18 protein-coding genes are annotated in these 21,792 nt (G+C 30.9%); 11 read left to right on the top strand and 7 right to left on the bottom strand.

Annotated features, from left to right (window positions below; translation table 11 throughout):
• Positions 1-46 precede the first annotated feature (46 nt).
• Both L3B96_RS08405 and L3B96_RS08400 read left to right on the top strand, forming a co-directional pair.
• Positions 47-1,123, top strand: coding sequence for an aldo/keto reductase (locus tag L3B96_RS08405; RefSeq protein WP_238860245.1), 1,077 nt, complete (start codon positions 47-49; stop codon positions 1,121-1,123).
• 628 nt (positions 1,124-1,751) lie between these two features.
• Positions 1,752-2,414 carry a CAP domain-containing protein gene (locus tag L3B96_RS08400; RefSeq protein WP_238860243.1) on the top strand — a complete coding sequence of 221 codons (663 nt, stop codon included), beginning with the start codon at positions 1,752-1,754 and terminating at the stop codon, positions 2,412-2,414.
• A 163-nt stretch (positions 2,415-2,577) separates the two neighbouring features.
• Here the strand turns inward: L3B96_RS08400 and L3B96_RS08395 are convergent, their stop codons facing one another.
• On the bottom strand, positions 2,578-3,294 hold the full coding sequence (locus tag L3B96_RS08395) for a TetR/AcrR family transcriptional regulator (protein ID WP_238860241.1): 717 nt from the start codon (positions 3,292-3,294) through the stop codon (positions 2,578-2,580).
• Positions 3,295-3,318: 24 nt separating this feature from the next.
• Between L3B96_RS08395 and L3B96_RS08390 the strand changes: the two genes are divergently transcribed.
• Together L3B96_RS08390 and L3B96_RS08385 are read left to right on the top strand one after the other, a co-directional pair.
• The gene (locus L3B96_RS08390; protein WP_238860239.1) at positions 3,319-4,536 is read left to right on the top strand and encodes an alpha/beta fold hydrolase; all 1,218 of its coding nucleotides are present in this window, start codon (positions 3,319-3,321) and stop codon (positions 4,534-4,536) included.
• A 65-nt stretch (positions 4,537-4,601) separates the two neighbouring features.
• A complete protein-coding gene (locus L3B96_RS08385) occupies positions 4,602-5,153 on the top strand; it encodes a flavodoxin family protein (RefSeq protein WP_238860237.1) in 552 nt (183 codons plus the stop codon).
• Positions 5,154-5,324: 171 nt separating this feature from the next.
• Here L3B96_RS08385 and L3B96_RS08380 read toward each other — a convergent pair whose 3' ends face one another.
• Positions 5,325-6,776, bottom strand: coding sequence for an MFS transporter (locus L3B96_RS08380; protein ID WP_238860235.1), 1,452 nt, complete (start codon positions 6,774-6,776; stop codon positions 5,325-5,327).
• Between the two features lie 74 nt (positions 6,777-6,850).
• Entirely contained in the window at positions 6,851-8,152 is a 1,302-nt protein-coding gene (locus L3B96_RS08375) for a glycoside hydrolase family 28 protein (RefSeq protein ID WP_238860233.1), read from the bottom strand.
• A 102-nt stretch (positions 8,153-8,254) separates the two neighbouring features.
• Between L3B96_RS08375 and L3B96_RS08370 the strand changes: the two genes are divergently transcribed.
• The 3 genes from L3B96_RS08370 to L3B96_RS08360 all read left to right on the top strand — a co-directional run bounded on the left by L3B96_RS08370 (position 8,255) and on the right by L3B96_RS08360 (position 11,444).
• Entirely contained in the window at positions 8,255-9,238 is a 984-nt protein-coding gene (locus tag L3B96_RS08370; RefSeq protein ID WP_171788198.1) for a helix-turn-helix transcriptional regulator, read from the top strand.
• Between the two features lie 166 nt (positions 9,239-9,404).
• Positions 9,405-10,376 (top strand): AraC family transcriptional regulator, encoded by a 972-nt coding sequence (locus L3B96_RS08365; protein WP_238860231.1) that lies wholly within the window; start codon positions 9,405-9,407, stop codon positions 10,374-10,376.
• Between the two features lie 186 nt (positions 10,377-10,562).
• Positions 10,563-11,444, top strand: a complete 882-nt coding sequence (locus L3B96_RS08360) for an SDR family oxidoreductase (RefSeq protein ID WP_171788200.1) — start codon at positions 10,563-10,565, stop codon at positions 11,442-11,444.
• Positions 11,445-11,768: 324 nt separating this feature from the next.
• Here the strand turns inward: L3B96_RS08360 and L3B96_RS08355 are convergent, their stop codons facing one another.
• The 3 genes from L3B96_RS08355 to L3B96_RS08345 are packed head-to-tail and all read right to left on the bottom strand — an operon-like array spanning position 11,769 to position 15,074.
• Entirely contained in the window at positions 11,769-12,533 is a 765-nt protein-coding gene (locus tag L3B96_RS08355; RefSeq protein WP_238860229.1) for a class III extradiol ring-cleavage dioxygenase, read from the bottom strand.
• Between the two features lie 50 nt (positions 12,534-12,583).
• Positions 12,584-14,578, bottom strand: a complete 1,995-nt coding sequence (locus tag L3B96_RS08350) for a methyl-accepting chemotaxis protein (protein ID WP_238860227.1) — start codon at positions 14,576-14,578, stop codon at positions 12,584-12,586.
• Between the two features lie 22 nt (positions 14,579-14,600).
• Positions 14,601-15,074, bottom strand: coding sequence for a winged helix DNA-binding protein (locus tag L3B96_RS08345; protein ID WP_017210098.1), 474 nt, complete (start codon positions 15,072-15,074; stop codon positions 14,601-14,603).
• 318 nt (positions 15,075-15,392) lie between these two features.
• On the opposite strand from L3B96_RS08345, the gene L3B96_RS08340 reads away from it, so the two are divergent.
• On the top strand, positions 15,393-16,595 hold the full coding sequence (locus L3B96_RS08340) for a plasmid pRiA4b ORF-3 family protein (RefSeq protein ID WP_238860225.1): 1,203 nt from the start codon (positions 15,393-15,395) through the stop codon (positions 16,593-16,595).
• Between the two features lie 187 nt (positions 16,596-16,782).
• Here the strand turns inward: L3B96_RS08340 and L3B96_RS08335 are convergent, their stop codons facing one another.
• Complete coding sequence (locus L3B96_RS08335) at positions 16,783-17,547, bottom strand: EFR1 family ferrodoxin (protein ID WP_238860223.1); 765 nt, start codon at positions 17,545-17,547, stop codon at positions 16,783-16,785.
• A gap of 204 nt (positions 17,548-17,751) precedes the next feature.
• Here L3B96_RS08335 and L3B96_RS08330 point away from each other — a divergent pair, with 204 nt between their 5' ends.
• The 3 genes from L3B96_RS08330 to L3B96_RS08320 all read left to right on the top strand — a co-directional run bounded on the left by L3B96_RS08330 (position 17,752) and on the right by L3B96_RS08320 (position 21,787).
• Positions 17,752-18,309, top strand: a complete 558-nt coding sequence (locus tag L3B96_RS08330; protein WP_238860221.1) for a TetR/AcrR family transcriptional regulator — start codon at positions 17,752-17,754, stop codon at positions 18,307-18,309.
• Positions 18,310-18,761: 452 nt separating this feature from the next.
• Positions 18,762-19,601, top strand: a complete 840-nt coding sequence (locus L3B96_RS08325; RefSeq protein WP_077831141.1) for a PRD domain-containing protein — start codon at positions 18,762-18,764, stop codon at positions 19,599-19,601.
• 293 nt (positions 19,602-19,894) lie between these two features.
• Complete coding sequence (locus L3B96_RS08320; RefSeq protein ID WP_238860219.1) at positions 19,895-21,787, top strand: beta-glucoside-specific PTS transporter subunit IIABC; 1,893 nt, start codon at positions 19,895-19,897, stop codon at positions 21,785-21,787.
• Positions 21,788-21,792: the final 5 nt, after the last annotated feature.

The raw sequence follows: 21,792 nt of genomic DNA, 5'->3' as shown, positions 1-21,792 counted from the left end.
TGAAATCTAAGAAGTGTAAACAAGAAAGCAAGAGAGGAGTTAAAGGATGAAATACAGAAATTTGGGAAGTACAGGACTTAAGGTATCTGAAATAGCTTTTGGAACAATTCCTATCCTTAGTGGGAATGCGCCTGTGCTTCCAGATTACTTTAGTCCAGATGAAGAAACTGCAATACAAATCATGGAATATACCTATAGCCTTGGCTGCAATCTTTATGATACAGCAATTGTGCCTGAATATGGAGATGCAGAGATTAAACTTGGCAAATTTGCTGCTCATATAGGCAGAGAAAAAATTATCATTTCAGATAAGTCAAGATTTTTTAATGGAGATGAGATGTATAAAGCGGTTAATCAATCCCTTAAAAATCTTGGCACTTATGCAGATATTTATTTTGTGCATCAAGTAGATGAAAGCAATGAAGATATTACTTTTGGAAGATATGGTGCTGTAGATGCATTAAAGGAACTTAAAGCAGAGGGGAAAATTAAATTTACAGGGGTTGCCACTCACTACTATGACATATTGTTAAGAGGTGCAAAGGATAAGAGAGTTGATGTGCTCCAAGGAAGTGGAAATATTTTTGAAAGAGGCATGCTTGATAGAATAGAAGCTGAGGCTTTATTTAGGCGAAAGGGATTTATTCTAAATAAAGTATATGCAGCAGGCATACTACCAGCCTTCTTTCCGATTAAAACACTTTTATCAGGTGCACTTTCATACCCAGTATCAAGTGCCTTAATAGGCATGGGGAATATTGAACAAGTAAATCAAGCAATGCTTAGTGAACCTAATAATTATGAAAGACCGACTTTTCATCAAGTAATGTCACAATTAGAAAAGAGTTTTAAACCAATTCCGTGTGATAGGTGCCAGAGATGCAGGTGCATATATGGAACTGAAATACATGTGGTCTTTAGACAATACAATTACTATTTTCTTGGTAAAGATTACTGGGCGCTTAGAAAACTAGATCTTGGCATAAGAGAAAGTGCTGGTAAGTGTAAAAAATGTATAGATTTATCATGTTTAAAAAAATGTCCCAAGGCAATAAATATTCCTGAAATTATGCAGATGATAAAGGAGCTAGTAGAAATTCATGTTAGAAAATCTTTAATATAATACAAATGTTTGATGAATAGTAAATTTCTGGGAGCTTATGTAAATAGGCTCTTATTTTTATAGGAAGAGACAAAGATAACACATAGACATCCCTTATAACATTCAACTATAAAACTATTAAAGGCTGAAGATAAGCAATTTCATCAGCCTTAAAAATATTTATAACGTTTTCTTTGAAAGTTTAGAAGTAAGATTAAGCTATGGTACTTAGTCAGTCTTTATTGATACATTTTAAGAATGGAAATATGATGTTTGGGTTAACAGTGCTAAATGAACAAGTATTTATACAATTTAACCATCTAAAGGCAATGAATGAATTTTTAAATAAATCACAAATAAGAAAATAATAAATACTAAAGAATATAGAAAAATATAGGGGAGTATCCTTGGCACTTTAAGATGTTAAATGAAATCATTGTGCATAAAGAAGCATAAGATAACATACTGAAGCATGTCTAATTCAATATCGTTTAAATCAATAAATTGAGAAGAAATCGTGTTGAATATTGTCGAAAAGATGATAAGATAGAGACATGTCCTTACTCGAAAGCAACAAAAACTTAAAAAATAATTTTTGTTTAAATAAAAATTATAAGGACAAATAAAACATATAGAAGGAGAAAAACTAATGAGAAAGAATGGTTTAAGAAGAATAGTAACTACAGTTATTGCAGCTACAACAATAGGGAGTTTCTCATCATTAGGAGTATCTGCAGCAACAATTAATTCAAATGTTAATGATTATAATAATGTTAATATAAATAATCTTTTAAATACAAACTTATTTATGAATACTTCTAATGGAAATAATGTTAATAATACAGATGCAGTTTCAAAAAGCGGCACAAATGCAACATCAGTAAATGTACAGGGGCTACCTAATCTACCGACCAATTATTCAATCAGCATGCAAAATTCTGCTGAGGATAAGATTCTTCAATTAATGAATGAAAAAAGAAAAGAGGCGGGGCTTCAGCCATTAACTATAGATAATACATTAGTACAAGTTGCACGATATAAGAGTGACGACATGATTCAAAATAACTTCTTTGATCATACAAATCCAGACGGAACAAAGTGGACAAACTGGTTACACACAATAGGATATACTTATACTACAGCAGGAGAGAATATTGCATATAACACTTCTGACCCAGTTGAATTATTTAATCAATGGTGGAACTCACCAGGTCATAGAGCAAATATGATGAATGAAAAATATACTAAGGTTGGTATAGGTGTAATCTACGGAAATAACAAATACATGGGAACTCAAGAATTCTCAAACTAATTATTTATTAATAAAAATTAAAGAGTAATAGCCTTAATTTGAGGCTATCCAAATTAAATATAAATTTAAACCACTACATTTTGTAGTGGTTTAAATTATTTTACATGTTTCAATCATTAAACTAACGACATAATTTTATAAATGCAAAATTTGAGTCGCAACATTAATTTTTATTCAACATTCCTACATAGCCATTCTTAAAATAAGATCTAAACAAATAAGACATTTTTTCTGAATCAGGAGTACATTTTGACTTTAACCACCAATCAATAGTACCGATTAAAGCATTAGCGGTAAATAAGAATGCCATTTCCTGTATCTCAGGGGAGCAGTCTTCGTTGCTTACAATGAAAGAGCTTCGTAAATTTTCACGTTCTCTTAACATTGAGATGATGTAGCTGCGCAGTCTAGATATAAACCATATGTTACATGAATCATCAAGCATTGCCAGATATAATCTACTGTTTTCAGCAAAGTGATCAAATAGTTTCACCCATGGATCAGATCTTTGTTCTTCATTAAGATACTTAAGGCTGGATTTTGGAAGGCCTAAATCTTTCTTCATTTTTTCCATTGCGTCTTCAAAGATATTTAGTACAACGTCGTATTTATCCTGATAATACCTATAAAAGGTAGAACGATTAATCATAGCTCGATTAGTGATATCACCAACTGTAATATTATCGAAATGTTTTTCAAAAATAAGATCAATAAGTGAATCTCTTATCTGCTGATGTGTTCGTTTTGTTCGAATATCATGTTTATTCTGCAACATTTTCACTCCTTTATTGTATATAAAACGAACTATAAGTATTGTTGGTTGAATATAAATTTGTATCTGATATATTTTAATTATAGCAACAACGTGTTGTATAAACAATAAATACTGTAAAGGAGAATGACAATGAATAATTTAATTTTTGAAGATGATCAATTTGCATCCAAGGTATTAGGACTTCTTGGAGATACTGCCTTCAAAGCTGCAGATATAGGAGAAGTAGTTTCAACAGCAGAGAAAATTAAAGAAGGAGACTATCAAAGCTGGTGCGAAGAATGGACTAAAACAGCTAAGCGTTTGCAAAAAGTTGCAGAGGATAGCTACTCAGATGGCCACTTGATCAGTGCAAGAAAAGCCTATCTTAGAGCTTCTAATTATTATAGAATTGCAGAATTCTACCTTCATGAAAATCCAGAAGACCCAAAGATAGAGAAATTATATAGTGCAAGCCTAGAGTGCTTTTCACATGTTATGAAGCTGAACAAGCCTCTTATTGAAGAAGTGAAAATTCCTTATGAAAATACAACACTTCCGGGACATTTTTATAAATTAGAGGATTCAGATGAACCAAAACCAGTTTTAATTGCTATGACTGGCTTTGATGGAACAAAGGAAGCATTTTACGGAGTGGCAATGGATGCACTTGAACACGGTATGCATTGTATTACTTTCGAAGGGCCAGGACAAGGAGAAGCAGTACATAAGCAAAAACTATTTTTTAGACATGACTACGAAAAAGTTATAACTCCAGTTGTAAACTATCTGCTTACAAGAAGAGAAGTAGACCAAAAGAAAATTGTCTTATGGGGACAAAGTTTAGGCGGGTATCTTGACCCTAGAGCAGCAGCTTTTGAAACTAGGCTTGCAGCTTGCATTGCAAATGGAGGAGTATATGACTTTTTGGGAGGATTTACAAGTATATTTAATATGCCAAGAGCAGAATTTTTAAATTTCGCACGTTCTGATTCAGAAAGACTTAATAAAGCTATAAAAGAAATAATGGAACTAAGCTCAAAAGCGAAATGGAGTTTTTCACAAGGCATGTATGTATTTGGTGTAAATACCCCTGCTGAATTCATCCTAAAAGTTGGTGATTTTTATATGAAAGGATTGGCAGAAAAAATACAATGCCCTACCTTAATCGTTGATTCAGAAAATGACAAACTTCTTAGAGATCAAGCAAGGCAATTGTATGAGGAGCTTAACTGCTATAAAGATTTTACTTTATTTACAGCTGAAGAAGGTGCTGAATTCCACTGCCAAGCTGGAGCTAAATTAATCGCAAATGAACGTATTTTCAGTTGGATTGAAAAGATTCTTAGGGATATAGATAATCAACTTTGAACTTAGACTTATGTGTTAATAAGCCGAAATTATATACATTTTTATATTATAAGGAGAGATGCGAAATGTCAAAAGTGGTTATTTTTAAAGGTAGTCCAAGAAAGAATGGATATACAACAAAATTATTAGATCAAGTAGCAAAAGGAGCAAAATCAAAAGGCGCTGAGGTTATTGAATTTGATTTAAATAATACTGGAATTCGTGGATGCCAAGGATGCTTTTATTGTCGTACTCATGATGGATGTGCTGTTAATGATTATTTACAACCAATGTATAAGGCTATTGCTGAGGCAGATGCCATTGTATTTGGTTCCCCAATATATATGTACCAAATTACAGGTCAGGCAAAAACTTGGTTAGATCGTACGTTTCCAATGGTTGAAGAGCTTCTCAATAAGTTTATTCCTAGACATCCAGGTAAAAAGTTAATAACTATATTTGCTCAAGGAAGCTTAGATCCTAAAAAAGGTGCAGAAGCCATTAAATATGTTAATAATATTTTTGACGTATTTGGTTGGAAATTAGAGGATTGCATTCACTACTGTGGAACTGATGATGAAATTTTTAATGAGTTATCTTTAAGCGCATTTAAAGATGGGGAAAATTTAGTTGGATAAATGCATCATGAATTAATGTTAGATAAACTGAATTGATCCTTGAAAATTGAATAATGTGTCTGCTAATAGTCTTGTATCATTTTTAACTATAAAACTATAAAACTATTAAAGGCTGAAGATAAGCAATTTCTTCAGCCATAAAAAAATATTTATAACGTTTTCTTTGAAAGTTTAATTAGAGACATTCCATATCTTTTCGTATTTATATCCAGTTAAATCTTCAACAACACGCTTTGTTTCAATAGTAACGTCATTCTTTGAACCACCTGATTGAAGACGGTCCATTTCATCTTTGATAATTTTATGTGTATGTGGATTAAGATTAAAGGTGCGTATTAAATACATTGAATAAATAAAGCAAATAAGAGGAATGATGGCAAATGAAATCATAATTCCAATTTTAGCAGGATCAGTTTGTGTGCTTAGATGTTTGTCAAAGCCACTGAAATCTAAAATCCATCCTATCATTGCTGAACCTATAGCACCTGTTATTTTACGTGTAAAAGTTTGAACAGCTGCAAAAGTTCCTGCTCTTAACTTAGTAGATACAATTGTATCTACATCCGGTACTAAAGGTATAACATTCCAAACGGTGTATTCTGCAGTTTGACGGCCAACCTGCCAAAGTGCTGATAAGATAAAAATTAAAACAAACATAATTTTAGCATCTAGGTGTGTTCCTGAAAAATATAGTATTAAATATATTAATAGAACGAAAATCTGTATTGAAAATGCTGAAGTCCAAAGGAATCTAGGTCCTTTTTTATACATAAAAACGGTTGCAATAGGTACAACAATCATCCCTAGTATAGACAGACTTGAAGCAGCTTGGGCATCTGATTGGCTGATTCCAATAAGAAACATTGTATAGAAGAAGAAAGCTGTATTAAAGCAGTCTTTTCCAAAATAAGATACAAAGTAAATAATACAAGTTCGTCTGCAAGACTTTGTTTTTAATACTTGACGATAATCATTTATTACTTCAAAAAAGCCTTTTTTCTCTTTTTTCCTATTTACTGACTCAAAATTTTCAACGTGTTCAGGAGAAAATTCCCATGTTGAAAAATATGTTATTAAAGTTCCAATAGAAAGGGCTATTCCAAATATAATACCAGAAATAGTATAAGCGCTTCCATTATTATCTCCTAAAACTTTTAAAAGAATAGCAGGAAGACCTGTTACAGCAAAGGTTCCAAAGGCTGAAACAAACATTCTTACAGAAGAAAGTTTAACACGCTCTTCAGCGTTTGCAGTCATTTCAGTTGCGAGGGTTTCATAAGCTATATTATCAAAATCTTGAGCAATTTCAAGAAATAAGAGAACTAGAAAATACCAAAGATAAGATCCAGGATGAATTGTAAATAAAAGTGGGAAACATATAGCTGTTAAAATTGCGCCAAATAAGAATAAAGTATGACGGCGGCCAAGTTTTCGTCCAATGGCAGTTGAAAATAAATGGTCGCTTATTCCACCAAGCACACCGCATATTATCATATCAAGAAGTTTTAATATAAGTAGCATTGTTCCAACAATACCTGCATTTAAATTTGCATAAGTTGTTAAAAATATCATTAAGTATGATCCGACTAAAGTTCCCCATGCAGATCCATTTAAATCGTTCATTCCATAACCTAGGCTTCTAAGAAAGGTGATTTTTTTAGGAGTATAAACCCACGGTTGTTTTTTTGATTCCATAATTATATTTCCTCCCCGTTAATTAATAAGTTTTTTACATTTATCGTTTTAATCCCTCGATTTTCATCATGAAATAAGCCCTTTGTAGGCTCAGTATTCCAGGTTTCAAGCAGATTATCATTAGATGCAAGACTCCAGTTAAAATTATCAATTTCAACATGCTCAATAGGGCTTTCTGGAAGACCTACTATAAAAGCTGCTGTTGATCTGATATTTACCGCATCTATATTTTTTATTTTAATGTTTTTAATATGAGGTGTAGTAGATTCTACAGGCTGATTATTAACACTTAAAATATATTCTTCCTCATGTGAAAGAACTCCGGGTGCAAAATACATTCCTAAAACAATAGGGCACCAGCATCCGTCCATTTTAAGATTTTCAAGATTTATATTTTCAATAGTGCCTCCACGTCCACGTCTGCTTTTTAGGCGAATTCCACGTTGGGTTCCAATGAATTCACAATTTTTCACATCAACATCTTTAATGCCTCCTGCAGTTTCACTTCCAATAGCAATTCCTCCATGGCTGGCTAAGATCTTGCAATTACGCACTTTGACTTTTTCAGTTGGAATATTTACTCTCAAGCCATCTATGCCACTACCTGATTTTAAAGTAACTGCATCATCACCTACATCAAAGAGACAATCTTCAATAATAACATTTTTACATGAATCAATATCAATTGCGTCTGTGTTAATAGCATCAGCAGGATTTTTTATAATCATGTTCTGTATAATTATATTTTCACTGTAGACAGTATGTAAAGTCCAGAACGGTGAATTCTTAAGAGTAAATTTCTGAGCTTTAATATTTTTACATTTCCAAAACTGAATGAGAGGTGGACGGAGAAACTGTGTAGAAGGTCTTGCACCGCCGCCTGTACGATTTTTATAATCAGGATTAAGCTTTGCTAAGCGTAATTCATAGTTTTCTCTAGGTTCAAGCCTGTCCTCTTTTTCGATATTGGAGAATTTCTCCCACCAGGATTTACCGTTTCCATCGATTGTACCTGAACCTGTGATTATAATATTCTCACATTCAGCTGCATATAGAAGGGGATGCATTGCATAACATTCAACTCCTTCCCAGCGTGTCCAAATAGGTTCGTAAATGTTTGGGTCATCAATAAATTTTAGAACAGCACCTTCCTCTAAGTTTAATGTTAAGTCAGAAATTAAGTTTATAGGTCCAGTTTCTGTTACACCTTTAGGAATTATAAGTTCCTTTTTCCCATCCTTTTTACTTAGGAAATCGATAGCTGATTGAATGCTTTCGAAATCACTTGCAATAACTTTTATCATAATAATTATTCCTCCTTTTGGTTAAATTCTATAAAAATACGATAGCGTTTTCAATGACGTTATGTTACAATGGTGGTAACAAAATTACAGGTGGTTTTATTTATGCAGAAAAATGTTGAAGAACTGTTGTATAATATGAGTTTAGACGAACTTGATAATATTAAAAACTTTAGAAAAGTAACAAAAGTTAAGAAAGAGACTTATACAAATATCGAACGTAAAATGATTATAAAGGATGAGTACTTTTTAAAAAATCGTAAAGTATATATAAGCAAACACTCACGCTTTGCGGATTTCCCTGAGCACAGTCATAATTTTTTAGAGCTAAATTATATGCTTTCAGGGTCAGTTAAGCAGATTATTAATGGCAACGAAGAAATATTACATACAGGGGATATTCTTCTCATGTCTAAAAATGCTGTTCATTTTGTAAGTGCCCCAGGAGCGTCAGATCTTCTTATAAATTTGATGTTTCCAGTTGAAAACATTGATTTTGAAAGTTTAGAGAGCATTATGCATAAAAATAATTATGTTTTTAACTTTTTACTTGAGAATATGACAAATAAAAAGGATTCTGCTTATATCATTTTTAGAAGCTCAAAACATGATGCCATAAAGCATTTGTTAGATCAGATTATTGATAAATATTACTCAAATAGCCACTTTGCTAATGAGATTATAAGATTAGATATTTCAATTTTATTTATGGAACTTATTGAAAACGTTCCTTTTGAAATCCATAAGAATACATATCAGCAGAAGGAGAACAATCTTATATTTAAAATTCTTAGGATGATACATGAAGAATTTAGAACAATTACGCTAAGTAAGCTTGCAAAAGAGTTTAACTATAACGAAAATTACCTTAGCAATTTGATAAAAAATAAAACAGGTAAATCCTTTAAAGAAATTCAGACCAAAGAACGCTTAGAAAGGGCAAAACTGCTTATTGAAAGTACAGATTTAACTATTGATGAAATTATTTATGAAGTAGGGTGGTTAAATAAAAGTCATTTTTATAAGAAATATAAAGAATTTTATGGAGAGCCTTTGAAAAAGTCAAGAAATAAAGAGTTAACAATGTAAAAATGAAAGAATTTAAGCAAAAGATATTATTATTTGTGAGAGTTTTTGTAAAAGTGAGCTCTCATTTTTTATGAAATATAATCTTGTATCTGTTACTATAATAAATATTACTTATATTTAAATAAATTTAGATAGATGATTGGTATTTAGGAAGGGCGATTTAGTAATGTTAGATAAATATTCTGAAGAACAATTGATAATTAAAGAGCAAGCATTAAATAAAACAGAAATAAATAGGTTGATTCAATTAATATACAACCATTCTCCAAAGAATGGTACTTTTAGTCACAGTATTCCTGGCTTGCATACCAGGCGCTACTCGAAAATAAGCAAAGATTGGGAAAAATCATTTTACGCTCCTTCTGTGATAATTGTTGCACAGGGAGTAAAGGCTGTTAGGATAGGAAAGGAAACTTTTCAGATAGACAAAGGATGTATGCTCATGCTTCCAGTTGGGGTACCTGTTGCGCTAAAGACTATACAAGCAAGTTATGAAAAGCCTTTTCTAGGAATTGGATTAACTCTCGAACCGGAAAAAATAGCAGAATTTGTTCAAAAAGTTTATCCAAATGGTTTGCCATCTGTTAAGACGAGGAATGTTGGATATACAACAGATGCAGATGAAGGTATCATAAATTCAGTTACTAGACTTTTTGAATGTTTGGAAAATTCTAGTGATACAGAATTACTTGCGCCAATTATTAAGGATGAAATCTTGGTGCGTCTTTTACGCAGCTCAATTGGCATTCAAATTGCTGAAATAGGCTTTGCAGATTCTAAGGTTCGGCATATTGCGAAAGCTATTCAATGGCTGTTAAGTAACTTCTCAATGCCAATGAAGGTTTCGGATTTAGCAATGATTTCAAATATGAGCGTTTCTGTTTTTCACAAGCATTTTAAAGAGGCAACATCTATGAGTCCATTGCAATATCAAAAGATACTGCGCTTACAGGAAGCTAGACATCTTATGTTATCTAGGAAAATGGATGCAGCGACTGCATGTCAGTTGGTAGGGTATGCAAGTGCATCACAATTCAGTCGGGATTATAGCAGTTATTTTGGAAATCCGCCAAGAAAAGATATTGATATATTATATAATCAGCTTAAAAAATCTGATGAATCAAAAGATACTGAATAGGAGAAGTATATTTACGGCAAGAGAATCAGGCAATAAGTTGAGAGGAAGTGGCAACAATTTTTTGAGTACTTATTCTATAATAAATCCAGAGTAGTTCATCTGACTAAGTTAAATACTACTTATTTTAATGAATTTTATATAAGGATGATGTGACTCTAAATTAATAGGATTTAGGAGGAATTTATAATGCGTGTTTTTGTTACAGGAGCAACAGGGTTCATTGGTTCTGCTGTTGTTAAGGAATTGATTGGTGCGGGACATCAGGTTGTTGGACTTGCACGTTCTGATAAGGCAGCTGAAGCACTTTTAGCTGCAGGTGCTGAGGTACATCGTGGTTCACTTGAGGATCTTGATAGTTTGCGAAGTGGAGCATCTGCTGCTGATGGTGTTATTCACTTAGGATTTAGCAATGATTTTTCAAACTTGGCTGATGCAGGAAAAAAAGATTGTCTTGCCATAAAAACACTATGTGAAGCTTTAAAAGGATCAAATAAACCTTTAGTTACTACTTCAGTTATTACGCTTCTTAAGTCAGGGCGTATTGGAACAGAAAAAGATGAAGCTGATCCAAATTCTGTAGGAGCACCACGTATTGCTTCGGAGGAAGTTGCACTTTCATTTGCTGATCAAGGTGTACGTGTTTCAGTTGTGAGGCTTGCGCCATGTGTGCATGACGAAAATCGTCAAGGTTTTGCTACAGCTTTGGCATATATTGCTCGTGAAAAAGGAATTTCAGCTTATGTTGGCGATGGACTTAACCGCTGGCCAGCTATACATAGGTTAGATGTGGCAAGGTTATTTAGAATGGCATTGGAATCTGCCTCTGCTGGTTCATGCTTGCACGGTGTTGGTGAAGAAAGCATACCTTTTAGAGATATTGCTGAAGCAATTGGAAGCCGCCTGAACTTACCAGTAAAAAGTATTTCTAAAGAAGATATAGATAAGCATTTCGGATGGCTTGCACAGTTCGCAATAACTGATAATCCAACGTCAAATGTGCTTACACAAAAGTGGTTAGGGTGGAAGGCTGAAGGATCAACATTGATTGCGGACTTAGAAAAGAAATAAATCTAATATACTCTTTTTAATAAAATTTGGTAAACTAGGCGTTTAAAAATGAATATTAGGCGAATAGTTATATCCAGTTAAATCTTCAACAACATGCTTTGTTTCAATAATAACATCATTCTTTTAAGAATTAGATTGAAGACGATCCATTTCAGTTTTGATAACCTTATGTATATGTGGATTAAGATTAAATGTACGTATTAAATATAAATATATTGAATAAACAAAAAAGATAGGAGGATTAATGACAAATGAAATCATAAATCCTCTTATCAAAAGAACTAAAATCTAAGCTGAAAAAGCTGAGATTCAAGGCAGAACTGTCTAAAATTCATAGCAAAGATAACTTAAGTTTCCTAATTGATAATCTCTAAATATAACTCTAGGGGTTAATTCTGAACTGCTGCCTAAAGCTATAAATAGTGGGACAAGATGATCTGCAGTTGGAACTGCTAAGTTAGCATGAGGAGCATATTTTTTATAGTTATTAAGGGCATTTATGTCCTTGTTTCCTATCTTATCAATCAACCAATCATCAAATTCTTTAGACCAAGAATCAATTGCCTTACTATCAAAATTAACCAATCTTAGATTATGAACTGTATTTCCACTTCCAAGAATCAAAATATCTTCAGCACCAAGTTCTTTTAGTGCATTGCCTATTTTAATCTGCTTATCAATAGGTAGAGTATAATTTATAGAAACTTGAACAACTGGTATATTAGCTTTTGGATAAAGATGCTTTAAAAGAGTCCACGCACCGTGATCCAAGCCTCTTGTTAGATCTGTTTTTACATCAATACCTGAATCTATTAATTTATTTTTAATTTTTGTTGCAATAGTGCTAGAACCTCGTGCAGGGTATTTAATTTTATAGAGTTCTTCTGGAAATCCATAAAAATCATATACAGTATCATATATATGATCAGAAGCAGAAATAGTAAGTGTTTCAGTTGTCCAATGGGCTGTGAACACAACTATAGCTTTAGGATTAATAGATCTTCCAAGGTCATTTAAAAATTTAGTATACACGCTTTGCTCAATTGCCATCATAGGTGAACCATGAGCTAAAAATAAAGGTTTAATCATATAATAAACACCTCCAAATATTTTGTTAAATTAAATATATTCCATAATAATTAAACTATAAATTTATTTTGCTCAGTGATTAATTTTTTTGTCATATTATTTAAGGTAGCAGAAGCTTTTGCTACTTCATTAGATAGCTTGTACATTTCGTCAGTAGAAGCAGATATTTCTTCAGATGAAGCTGATATTTCTTCGGCTATAGCAGATGTACTTTCAATCTTATCAAGAATATCATCCTTTTCTTTATTTATTTCTATAGTCGCCACATTTACAGTTTGTACTTTTGGAATTACAGTTTTAATAACATCAATTATATTTTCAAATGAGTTTATAGTTTCATTTATAATGCTAACTTGATTGTTAAGATCTGTGGTCATGCTATTTGTATCATCTTTTATTACAGTAGTATCATTAGATATATCAGATACTAATTTACTAATATTTTGAGATGAAGACTTTGTTTGCTCTGCCAAGACCTTCACTTCATTTGCTACCACTCCAAAACCCTTTCCGGCTTCACCAGCATTTGCAGCTTCTATAGATGCATTTAATGCTAACAAGTTAGTTTGATCAGCTATTGAATTAATAATTTGTACTATGTTATTTATTTCTTTTATATTGCTGCTAAAAGTAATAATTTTATTAGATAAATTTTTAAAGGATAAACTTATACTGCTTACTGTATCCATTAATAACTTCATGCTTGAGCTGCTATTATTTGCAAGCTCATTCATTATTATTGTATTTTTATCTATATCTTTAGTGTTAATTACAATATCTTCAAGTTTACTACTGAAGATATTTAAAGTTGTAGTGATTTCCATTAGGTTATTCGCTTGAGAATTAATTCCACTTGCTACCTCTTGCATTGAATTGGCCACATTATTAGAAGATAAGACCATATTTTGAGATATAGTTGATAAATTACTTGAGTTTTCATCTATTATTAGAGAACTGTCCTTAGACATTTTAATCATATCTCCAATTGAGTTTTGCATAGTATTCATAGAGTTAGCGATATCACCAATTTCATCTTTAATGTATAAATATTTTTCACTTATCTTATTAGTGAAATTTCCAGTAGCCAATATGTTTAAGGAGTTAGAAGCATATTGGATTCTTTTAGATAGTCTATTTGAAATAATATAAATTACAAGAATTCCAATAACCAAAAACAATATAGATGTAAGGGTTATTGAGAATTTTAGGGAGCTAAGTTCTGATAGAAGTTCAGATTTCTCTAAAATAACAACTACAGACCATTTTTCTTTTTCGATTGGAGCAAAACCTCCATAAGATTCTTTTCCACCAAAAGTATATAAACTCAAACCAGTTTCGCCAGCTATCATTCTCTTTTGCATATCAGCGATACCTTTTAGGCTAGGATCTTTTTCTGCTTCTTTTATAGAATTATATTGATTTAATGGCATACTTGAATCCTTATAAGCAATGCTATTGCTTTGACTGTTAATCATATAGGCACTTCCAGTTTCACCAAAAGAGATCTTCTTAATCATTTCACTAAGTTCCATTCCATCTCTAACTGATACTAACACGCCTATAATAGAGTCATCATTTTTTATTGGTACTGAATATACCATTGTCATTGCAGTTTTGTCTTCATTAACTTCAGGATCATTAATAAAATTTTCTCCAGACATTGATTTTTTAAAATAAGTAGTATCTTTTATATTAGTTTGTTCACCAGTAGTATATATAATGTTTCCATTCATATCAGCGTATCCCATTTTAATACTGCCATTTCTTTTTGCTTCAGCTTTTAAAATAGTCATTAATTTATCTGGAGTATCATTGCTTAATGAAGCAGTCTTAGCAGTAACTTCCAGTGAATTTAATTGATTATCTAAATTAGCTTGAACAGTATTAGAAGCCTGGATAGCTATTTCTGGTAATGTCTTTTTAATATTTGATATTAAAGCGTTAGATGCATTAATATAAGAAATAATTCCAAATCCAGTGCTTACAACTAAGAGTAATATACTTATCAGAATAATTAATTTTGATTTTATAGTTTTTAAAAACATAATTTAATCATCTCCTTAATATTTATTTCATAGTTTTCTTATCTTCATATAGATCTCGCATTTTTATAATCAAGTTCTGAGCTTTTAATAGTGATTGAGATAACTCAGCTATTTCTTCATTAGAAAGAACATTAAATCGTTCTGAAAAAATATCCTCTCCAGCTGCAGCAACAGATGAAATAAGATTTAATGATTTATTTGATAGTGATAAATAAACAATTCTTTTATCTTTTTCATCTTGTTTTTTTATCAAGTAACCAAGATTATATAAAGCATTAATACTTCTGCTTGTATTTGGTACAGATATGTTTAATTTTTTACTTATTCTTGATGCTGTAGTAGTACCTTCAAAATGAATAAAATTCAGTATTTTTGAAAGAAGGGGAGTTATTTCTGTATTAGTTAGGTCTGGAATTAGATCTATAAACTCAACATTAAATAAACTATAAAAGTTAACCATATTTAAAATTAATTCTCTATTATCTTTTTTAGTCATATGAAAACTCCTTTGATAATTATTATTAATTAAGATATATTATAACAATATAGTTATCATTTGACAACTACTTTATAAGTTTTATATAGAAATTATTGACAAAGACAAAGTGGAAAAGATTTATTCTAAAAAGTCGCAGATTTTCTTAAGATTTCAGAAAAAGAACTTATGAATATGTATATTGAAGAAGATTTTGGGAAATATGAAATTAAGCAAATACTATGTTCTTTTTTAGAAAAGATGGAAGCTGTGAAGTTTAACCTGATAAATAAAATTCAATCATAAATAAATATAAAAACTGAGGATGGATCAATAAAAATGAGTAATATTAACAGTTCAATAAACGATTTTGAAAAATTTATAGAATTTATAGAAAATGAAAAGCCTATACTCTCAGCGACTCAGGAAGTATTAGGCAGAAAGGATTGCTATAATCTAAACATGATCCTTGAAAATAAAAAAGATGTAATAAATCCTAGTTATAATCAAGATAAATATTTTGCAATAGACTTGATGTTTTCACTAGTTCTTGCAAGTAAGCTTTATATAAAGGCTAACGATGAAAAGGGAAAAGTAAGACTCTTTAAAACAGATAAGTTAGAAAGCTTTCAAAATTTAAATGAAGATGAAAAATATATTTTCTTACTCCAAACTTATTGGACTAAATATGATTTTGAAATAAAATTTGATAGAACTCATAATATAGCAGCTTTTTACAATATTTTAGCTGAGATAGCTAGTGCTAAACAAGGAGATATAATTGTAAAAGATGAAATGGATATTTCAAATGTAATGTATTCAACTGGGGCTGCATTTTTTCATCATTTAAAGTTCTTTAGTTTTGGTGAACTGGAATTAATTAATGGTGCAAAAACAAGGTATGAAGATACGATAAAAAGTTTTTCTCCAAATGAATTTGGGATTAAAACAAGTATATTACTTCTAACAAAGGCTATTCTGTATTGGAATAGAGAAGATGTTCCAGTATTACTAGAGCATTATAATTTAAAAGTTACAACTAACAAAAACGAAAAAGCATTTGACGTTTTTAAAACCATCTTTAAAGGGAACACTGTTAAAAATACATTAGAGGAAGAAAGTAAGATAAATAAATGTGGAACGTATATTTTTAAAGTAAGTTTATCAAAGACTGTATGGAGAAAAATAAATTTAGCATATAAGCATACTTTTGGAGATTTACATAATGCCATTCAAGAAGCCTTTGAATTTGATAATGATCACTTATATGCATTTTTTATAGGAGGCAACAGAAGAAAAGGAATATACTGTAAGTATGCAGAGTATGAAGGACCTGTAGCGGAAACTACAACTATAGCAAGTTTAAATCTTTATAAAGGAGAAAGACTTCTATACTTATTTGATTTTGGGGACGAATGGGAATTTAATGTGGAGCTTGCCGAAATAAATAAAGAAACACCAGTTCCTTTAAAACCTATGATTATAGAATCAAAAGGAAAGTCACCTCATCAGTACAGTGGAGGCTGGGGACTTTACGAATAACACAATTGTAAATAGATACTATTATTCTAATAATAGTTTTTCAATACTAGGGGTGCACGGATAATTTAAAAGCACCCCAATGTTAGGAATCAAGATGTATTTTAATTTTAAACTAAGGTTAGCCTTGATAGGTTTCTTAAGGCAGCACATAAATATCTAACCAGCATTAATTACATTTTCTACTTTCTTAATTAGTTTGATTATTAGAAGCAATTATTTCTTTAAGCTGTACATTTTGATTTATGAATCTAGCTTTGCTTTTCTCAGATTTCAAATGAATTGCATTTTGAGGGCAATGATGTATACATGCTAGACATACTTCGCATTTATGAGAAAACGTAGGTTTGTTATTAACTTTAATATTATTTGCAGGGCAAACCTTTTCGCATACCTTACAGCTAGTACAATTATCAGTAACAATAAATCTCTTAGCTGCAAAATTATTGCTGATTTTATCTGCAAAGCCACGGCCGTATTTAGATAGAGTATTTGATACGATTCCTTTTTTCACAAGAGAATTTCGTCTATTTGTAATATCAGCTATTATTTTACTCAGTTTTTCATCAATAACTTCTGGATTCTTATTTATTATCTCATCCTCCATCTTAAAGGCTGAAAGAAAATTATCAACCATCAGTATTTCATTTGTATAGTTGAACTTGATTCCAGATTCCTTGGCCACAAGCTCCATATGCCTTAACCCAGAGAATGCATTACCACCATATGTCATAATTGAAAAGAAGTAATCAGCTTTAAATTTTGACTTTTTTATAAAGTTACTAACTATTTTCGCCATTCCGAATCCATGACAAGGAAATACAAATCCTATAGCATCATCCTCAAATTCATATTTACATTCTTTTATCATTTGAGGTATTGAATACAATTCTCCACCAATCTTTTTTGCAACATATAAACTATTTCCTGTAGCAGTAAAATAAAATATTTTCAAACTAATTCCGCCTTTCATTATTTCAACGAATATTGATTTTTCAACACTTGTTCAATATAATAAATTTATCAATTAAGTTAATTCAATTCAATAGTTAAAACAATGAGATTTGTTTATTAATGAACAAAACACATATAAATGTTGATTATTATAAGATAAATCAGTTTACAGGAAGTAGATTAGGTACATAAAGGAGATATTTTTATGGATAGACGTATTGAAAAATCAAAACAGGCTATTATGGGTGCTTTTATCAAACTCATGTCGGAAAAAGATTTTGAAAAGATAACTATTAACGAAATTGCAGAAGAGGCAAATGTAAACCGTGGCACTGTATATCTGCATTATGAAGACAAATTTGATTTGATGAATAAATGTATAGATACTCATTTAAATCAATTATGTGACAGTTGTATTTCAGATGGAGAGAGCAGCAATTTTGACTCCAAAGCTTCGCTACTTCAGACGTTTCAATATCTAGAAAAGCATGCCATTTTCTATTCAAATATGCTCACTAACAAAGCTATGTCTGCTTTTAGGGAACGTATTTTAACAATGGCTCTTAAAAGTATGGAAGAGCATCTTGACATGACTGGAAGTAATGAAAATATAAGCAAGGATATAATTGCTCAATATGTTGCTTCAGCTGCTGTTGGTGTAATGGAATGGTGGATTGTAAATTCAATGCCTTATCCAGCAGCATATATGGCGGAGCAGTTGTGGCAATTATTAAAGCGAGAACAAATAGCGGGATACATATGATTATTTGGTTAAATTGCTATATTCAATGAATCATTTAATGAGTATTTTTTCGGAATTACTGTCTGGTCAGCGGAACTTATTGAAGCGGGTTATTATTTTAAAGAATTAAAAGCCTATCTGATTTTTCTAAATAGGCTTTTGGAAATAATATTAAATTATAAGAATTCTAATAGTTAAAAAGAAACTATATATAGAAGTTATTGATAATTCATGGAAAACGATTGACAGGCTAAGAATCTTATGATATCCTTAACATAAATTAAAAGGAATGTTACTGGTTATGCAGGCTTTACCATTTTATAGATAGTATTTAGTAGTATTATCTGTTGTGGTATGGTCTTTTTTTGTGTCACAATAATAAAAGCTACTTTAAATAAAGCACTTTAAATTACAATTTACTAATAGCTAGTGTGTCTTTTAAATTAATTAACTTATGCCAAAGGGGAATATTTATGAAGATAGAGAAAGTAATTAATAACAATTTAGTTCAATCTTTTGATAATAACAATAAAGAAGTTCTTGTTATGGGATGTGGACTTGGATTTAAGAAAAAGGCTGGAGAAATTATTGATAAAGATAAAGTTGAAAAGATTTATTCTCTTGAAGATAAAAACTATTCAAATAAGTTAATAGAATTGTTGTCAGATATTCCTTTAGAAGTCATACAAACAACTAATGAAATAGTATCTTATGCAAGATACTCTCTAGGTAAGAAGCTTAATGATAATATTTATATTCTATTAACAGATCATATAAGTTTTGCAATGGAAAGAGTTAATAAAGGATTACAATTTAAAAATGCGTTATTATGGGAGATAAAAAGATTTTATAATCATGAGTTTTTAATTGGTAAAGAGGCTCTTCAAATAATTGAAAAAAGATTACATGTTGATTTACCAGAAGACGAAGCTGCTAATATAGCATTACATATTGTAAACGCTCAATTAAATTCTAGTAATATAGATGATACTATGAGCATGACTAATATGATTCAAAATATTTTAAACATAGTAAAATTTCATTATAAGTTAGAATTGGATGAATATTCACTTCATTATGAAAGATTTATTACTCATTTAAAATTCTTTTCACAAAGAATTTTTAGAGGAAATGAAATTGAAGATGAGGATACAAGCCTTTCTAAAATAATGAGAGAAAAATATAAAGAAGCATATAAATGTGCAGAGAAAATTAAAAAATACGTAAAGAGTGAATTTAATTCTGAGCTTACTGATGAAGAAATGATGTATTTAGCAGTTCATATTAACAGAGTTACAAAGCAAACTGAATAAAAAACGGACTGTTAATTTGCAATGCAATCTATACCTGAGAAGTGTAAAATGAGCGCTCTTTTATGATTCTTAGATATTTTTTATAAAATTATAAACAAAATAAATCTAAATGCAAGGTAGTTACTGTAAGCAGAAAAACTGTGTTACGGGCTTTACTTCATTAAAATTAATTCCAAAAAATTTATCCGGTAGCTAGTATCTGTAATACTCTAACTTTTAAGTGAAGTTAACGGCTACACGCTAATGGATAAGTTAATCTAAAAATAACTTAATTTTAAATGGAGGATTATACTATGGATTATTCAATAGTTGCAAAAGAAATAATAGAAAAAATAGGTGGAGTAAATAATGTAAGTAGTGTTATACACTGTATGACAAGACTTAGATTCACCCTAAAAGATGAAAGTATTGTAAATGATGAACAAGTTAAAAAAATAAAAGGTGTAATGGGCGTTATGAAAAAAGGCGGTCAGTACCAAATAATTATAGGAAATGAAGTTTCTAAATGCTATAAAGAAGTATTGAAACTTGGTAATTTTAGTGATAGTGCTAATAATACTGAAAATTCAAATGAAAAGCAAAATATAATTACGAAAGTTTTAGATGTAGTATCAGGAAGTATGTCAGCTACTATGCCAGCAATAATTGGCGCAGGTATGGTAAAAGTGCTAGTAGTGTTACTTACAACTATTGGATTCTTATCGAATACAACCCAGACTTATACCATATTATCAGCACTTGGAGATGCAACGTTTTATTTCTTGCCGATGATACTTGTAATCTCAACTTCTAAAAAGTTTAATATTAATCCATACACTTTTGCAGCAGTAATAGGTGTTATGGTATATCCTGATTTTGTAAAATTACTTGGTGCAGGATCACCTGTATCATTTTTAGGATTACCAGTTACAACAGCAAGTTATGGGTATTCAGTTATTCCTGTTATCCTAATGGCTTGGGTAATGAAATATATAGAAGAAATTGTAGATAAAATTACACCAGCAGTTACAAAGAACTTTTTAAAACCAATGTTAATATTACTTATAGCTATGCCAATTGCAATAATAGTTGTTGGACCACTTGGATTCTTAGTAGGTAAAGGTTTATCAACAGTTATGTACACAATTCAAGATAAGGCAAATTGGATTGCATTACCTTTAATGGCGGCGTTTATGCCACTTATAGTTATGACAGGAATGCATTGGGCATTCGTACCTATGGCATTAACAGCTTTAGCAAACCCAGGATACGAAACATTATTATTAGTAGCAATGCTTCCATCTAATTTAGCACAAGGAGCATCAGCACTTGCAGTATCACTAAAGTCTAAAAATAAAGACTTAAAACAAGTTGCAAGCGCATCAAGTATTTCAGCTTTACTTGCAGGGGTAACAGAACCAGCAATGTACGGTGTAACTATAAAATATAAAAAACCTTTAATAGCAAGTATGATAGCAAGTGGTATAGCAGGTCTATATGCAGGAATTGTAGCTTTAAAAGTTTATGTTTTTGCAACACCAGCACTTATATCAATAGTTCAGTTTATTGATCCAAATGGTAGCTCAAACTTTATTAATGCTTTAATAACAGCAGCTATTGCAATTGTAGGTTCATTTGCATTAACATGGATTATTGGATTTGATGATCCAGCAAATGAAGAAATTGAAGAAAGCTTAATTGAAAACAAAATGGAAGTTAAAGAAGCTGTCTTAGATAAAGCTGAAACTAAAAGCGAAGCAATAATCTTAGCTCCAATTGAAGGGAAATCAGTTTCATTAAGCCAAGTAAATGATATAACATTCTCAGAAGAAATAATGGGAAAGGGTGCAGCTATAATACCAAGTAAAGGCGTAGCAGTTTCACCAGTTAATGGAGTGATTTCAGCATTATTCGAAACAAAACATGCTATAGGAATTACAGCTGAAGACGGAACAGAAATTTTGATACACATAGGATTAGATACAGTAAAATTAGGTGGAAAGCACTTTACAGCTCATATTAAGAGCGGAGATAAAGTAAAGATAGGAGACTTATTAGTTGAATTTGATATTGATGCAATAAAAAGAGAAGGATATGAAGTAATAACTCCAGTTCTAGTTACTAATTCAAGTGATTACAAGGATGTATTATCATTAATAGATAAAGATGTAAAAGAAAAAGATGAGTTAATAAAAGTAATAATGTGAAACTT

Source organism: Clostridium sp. YIM B02569 (genome assembly GCF_022320765.1).
Taxonomy (GTDB): domain Bacteria; phylum Bacillota; class Clostridia; order Clostridiales; family Clostridiaceae; genus Clostridium; species Clostridium beijerinckii.
The sequence above is the reverse complement of the archived record's forward strand: the minus strand, read 5'-3'. Positions and strand labels throughout refer to the sequence as shown.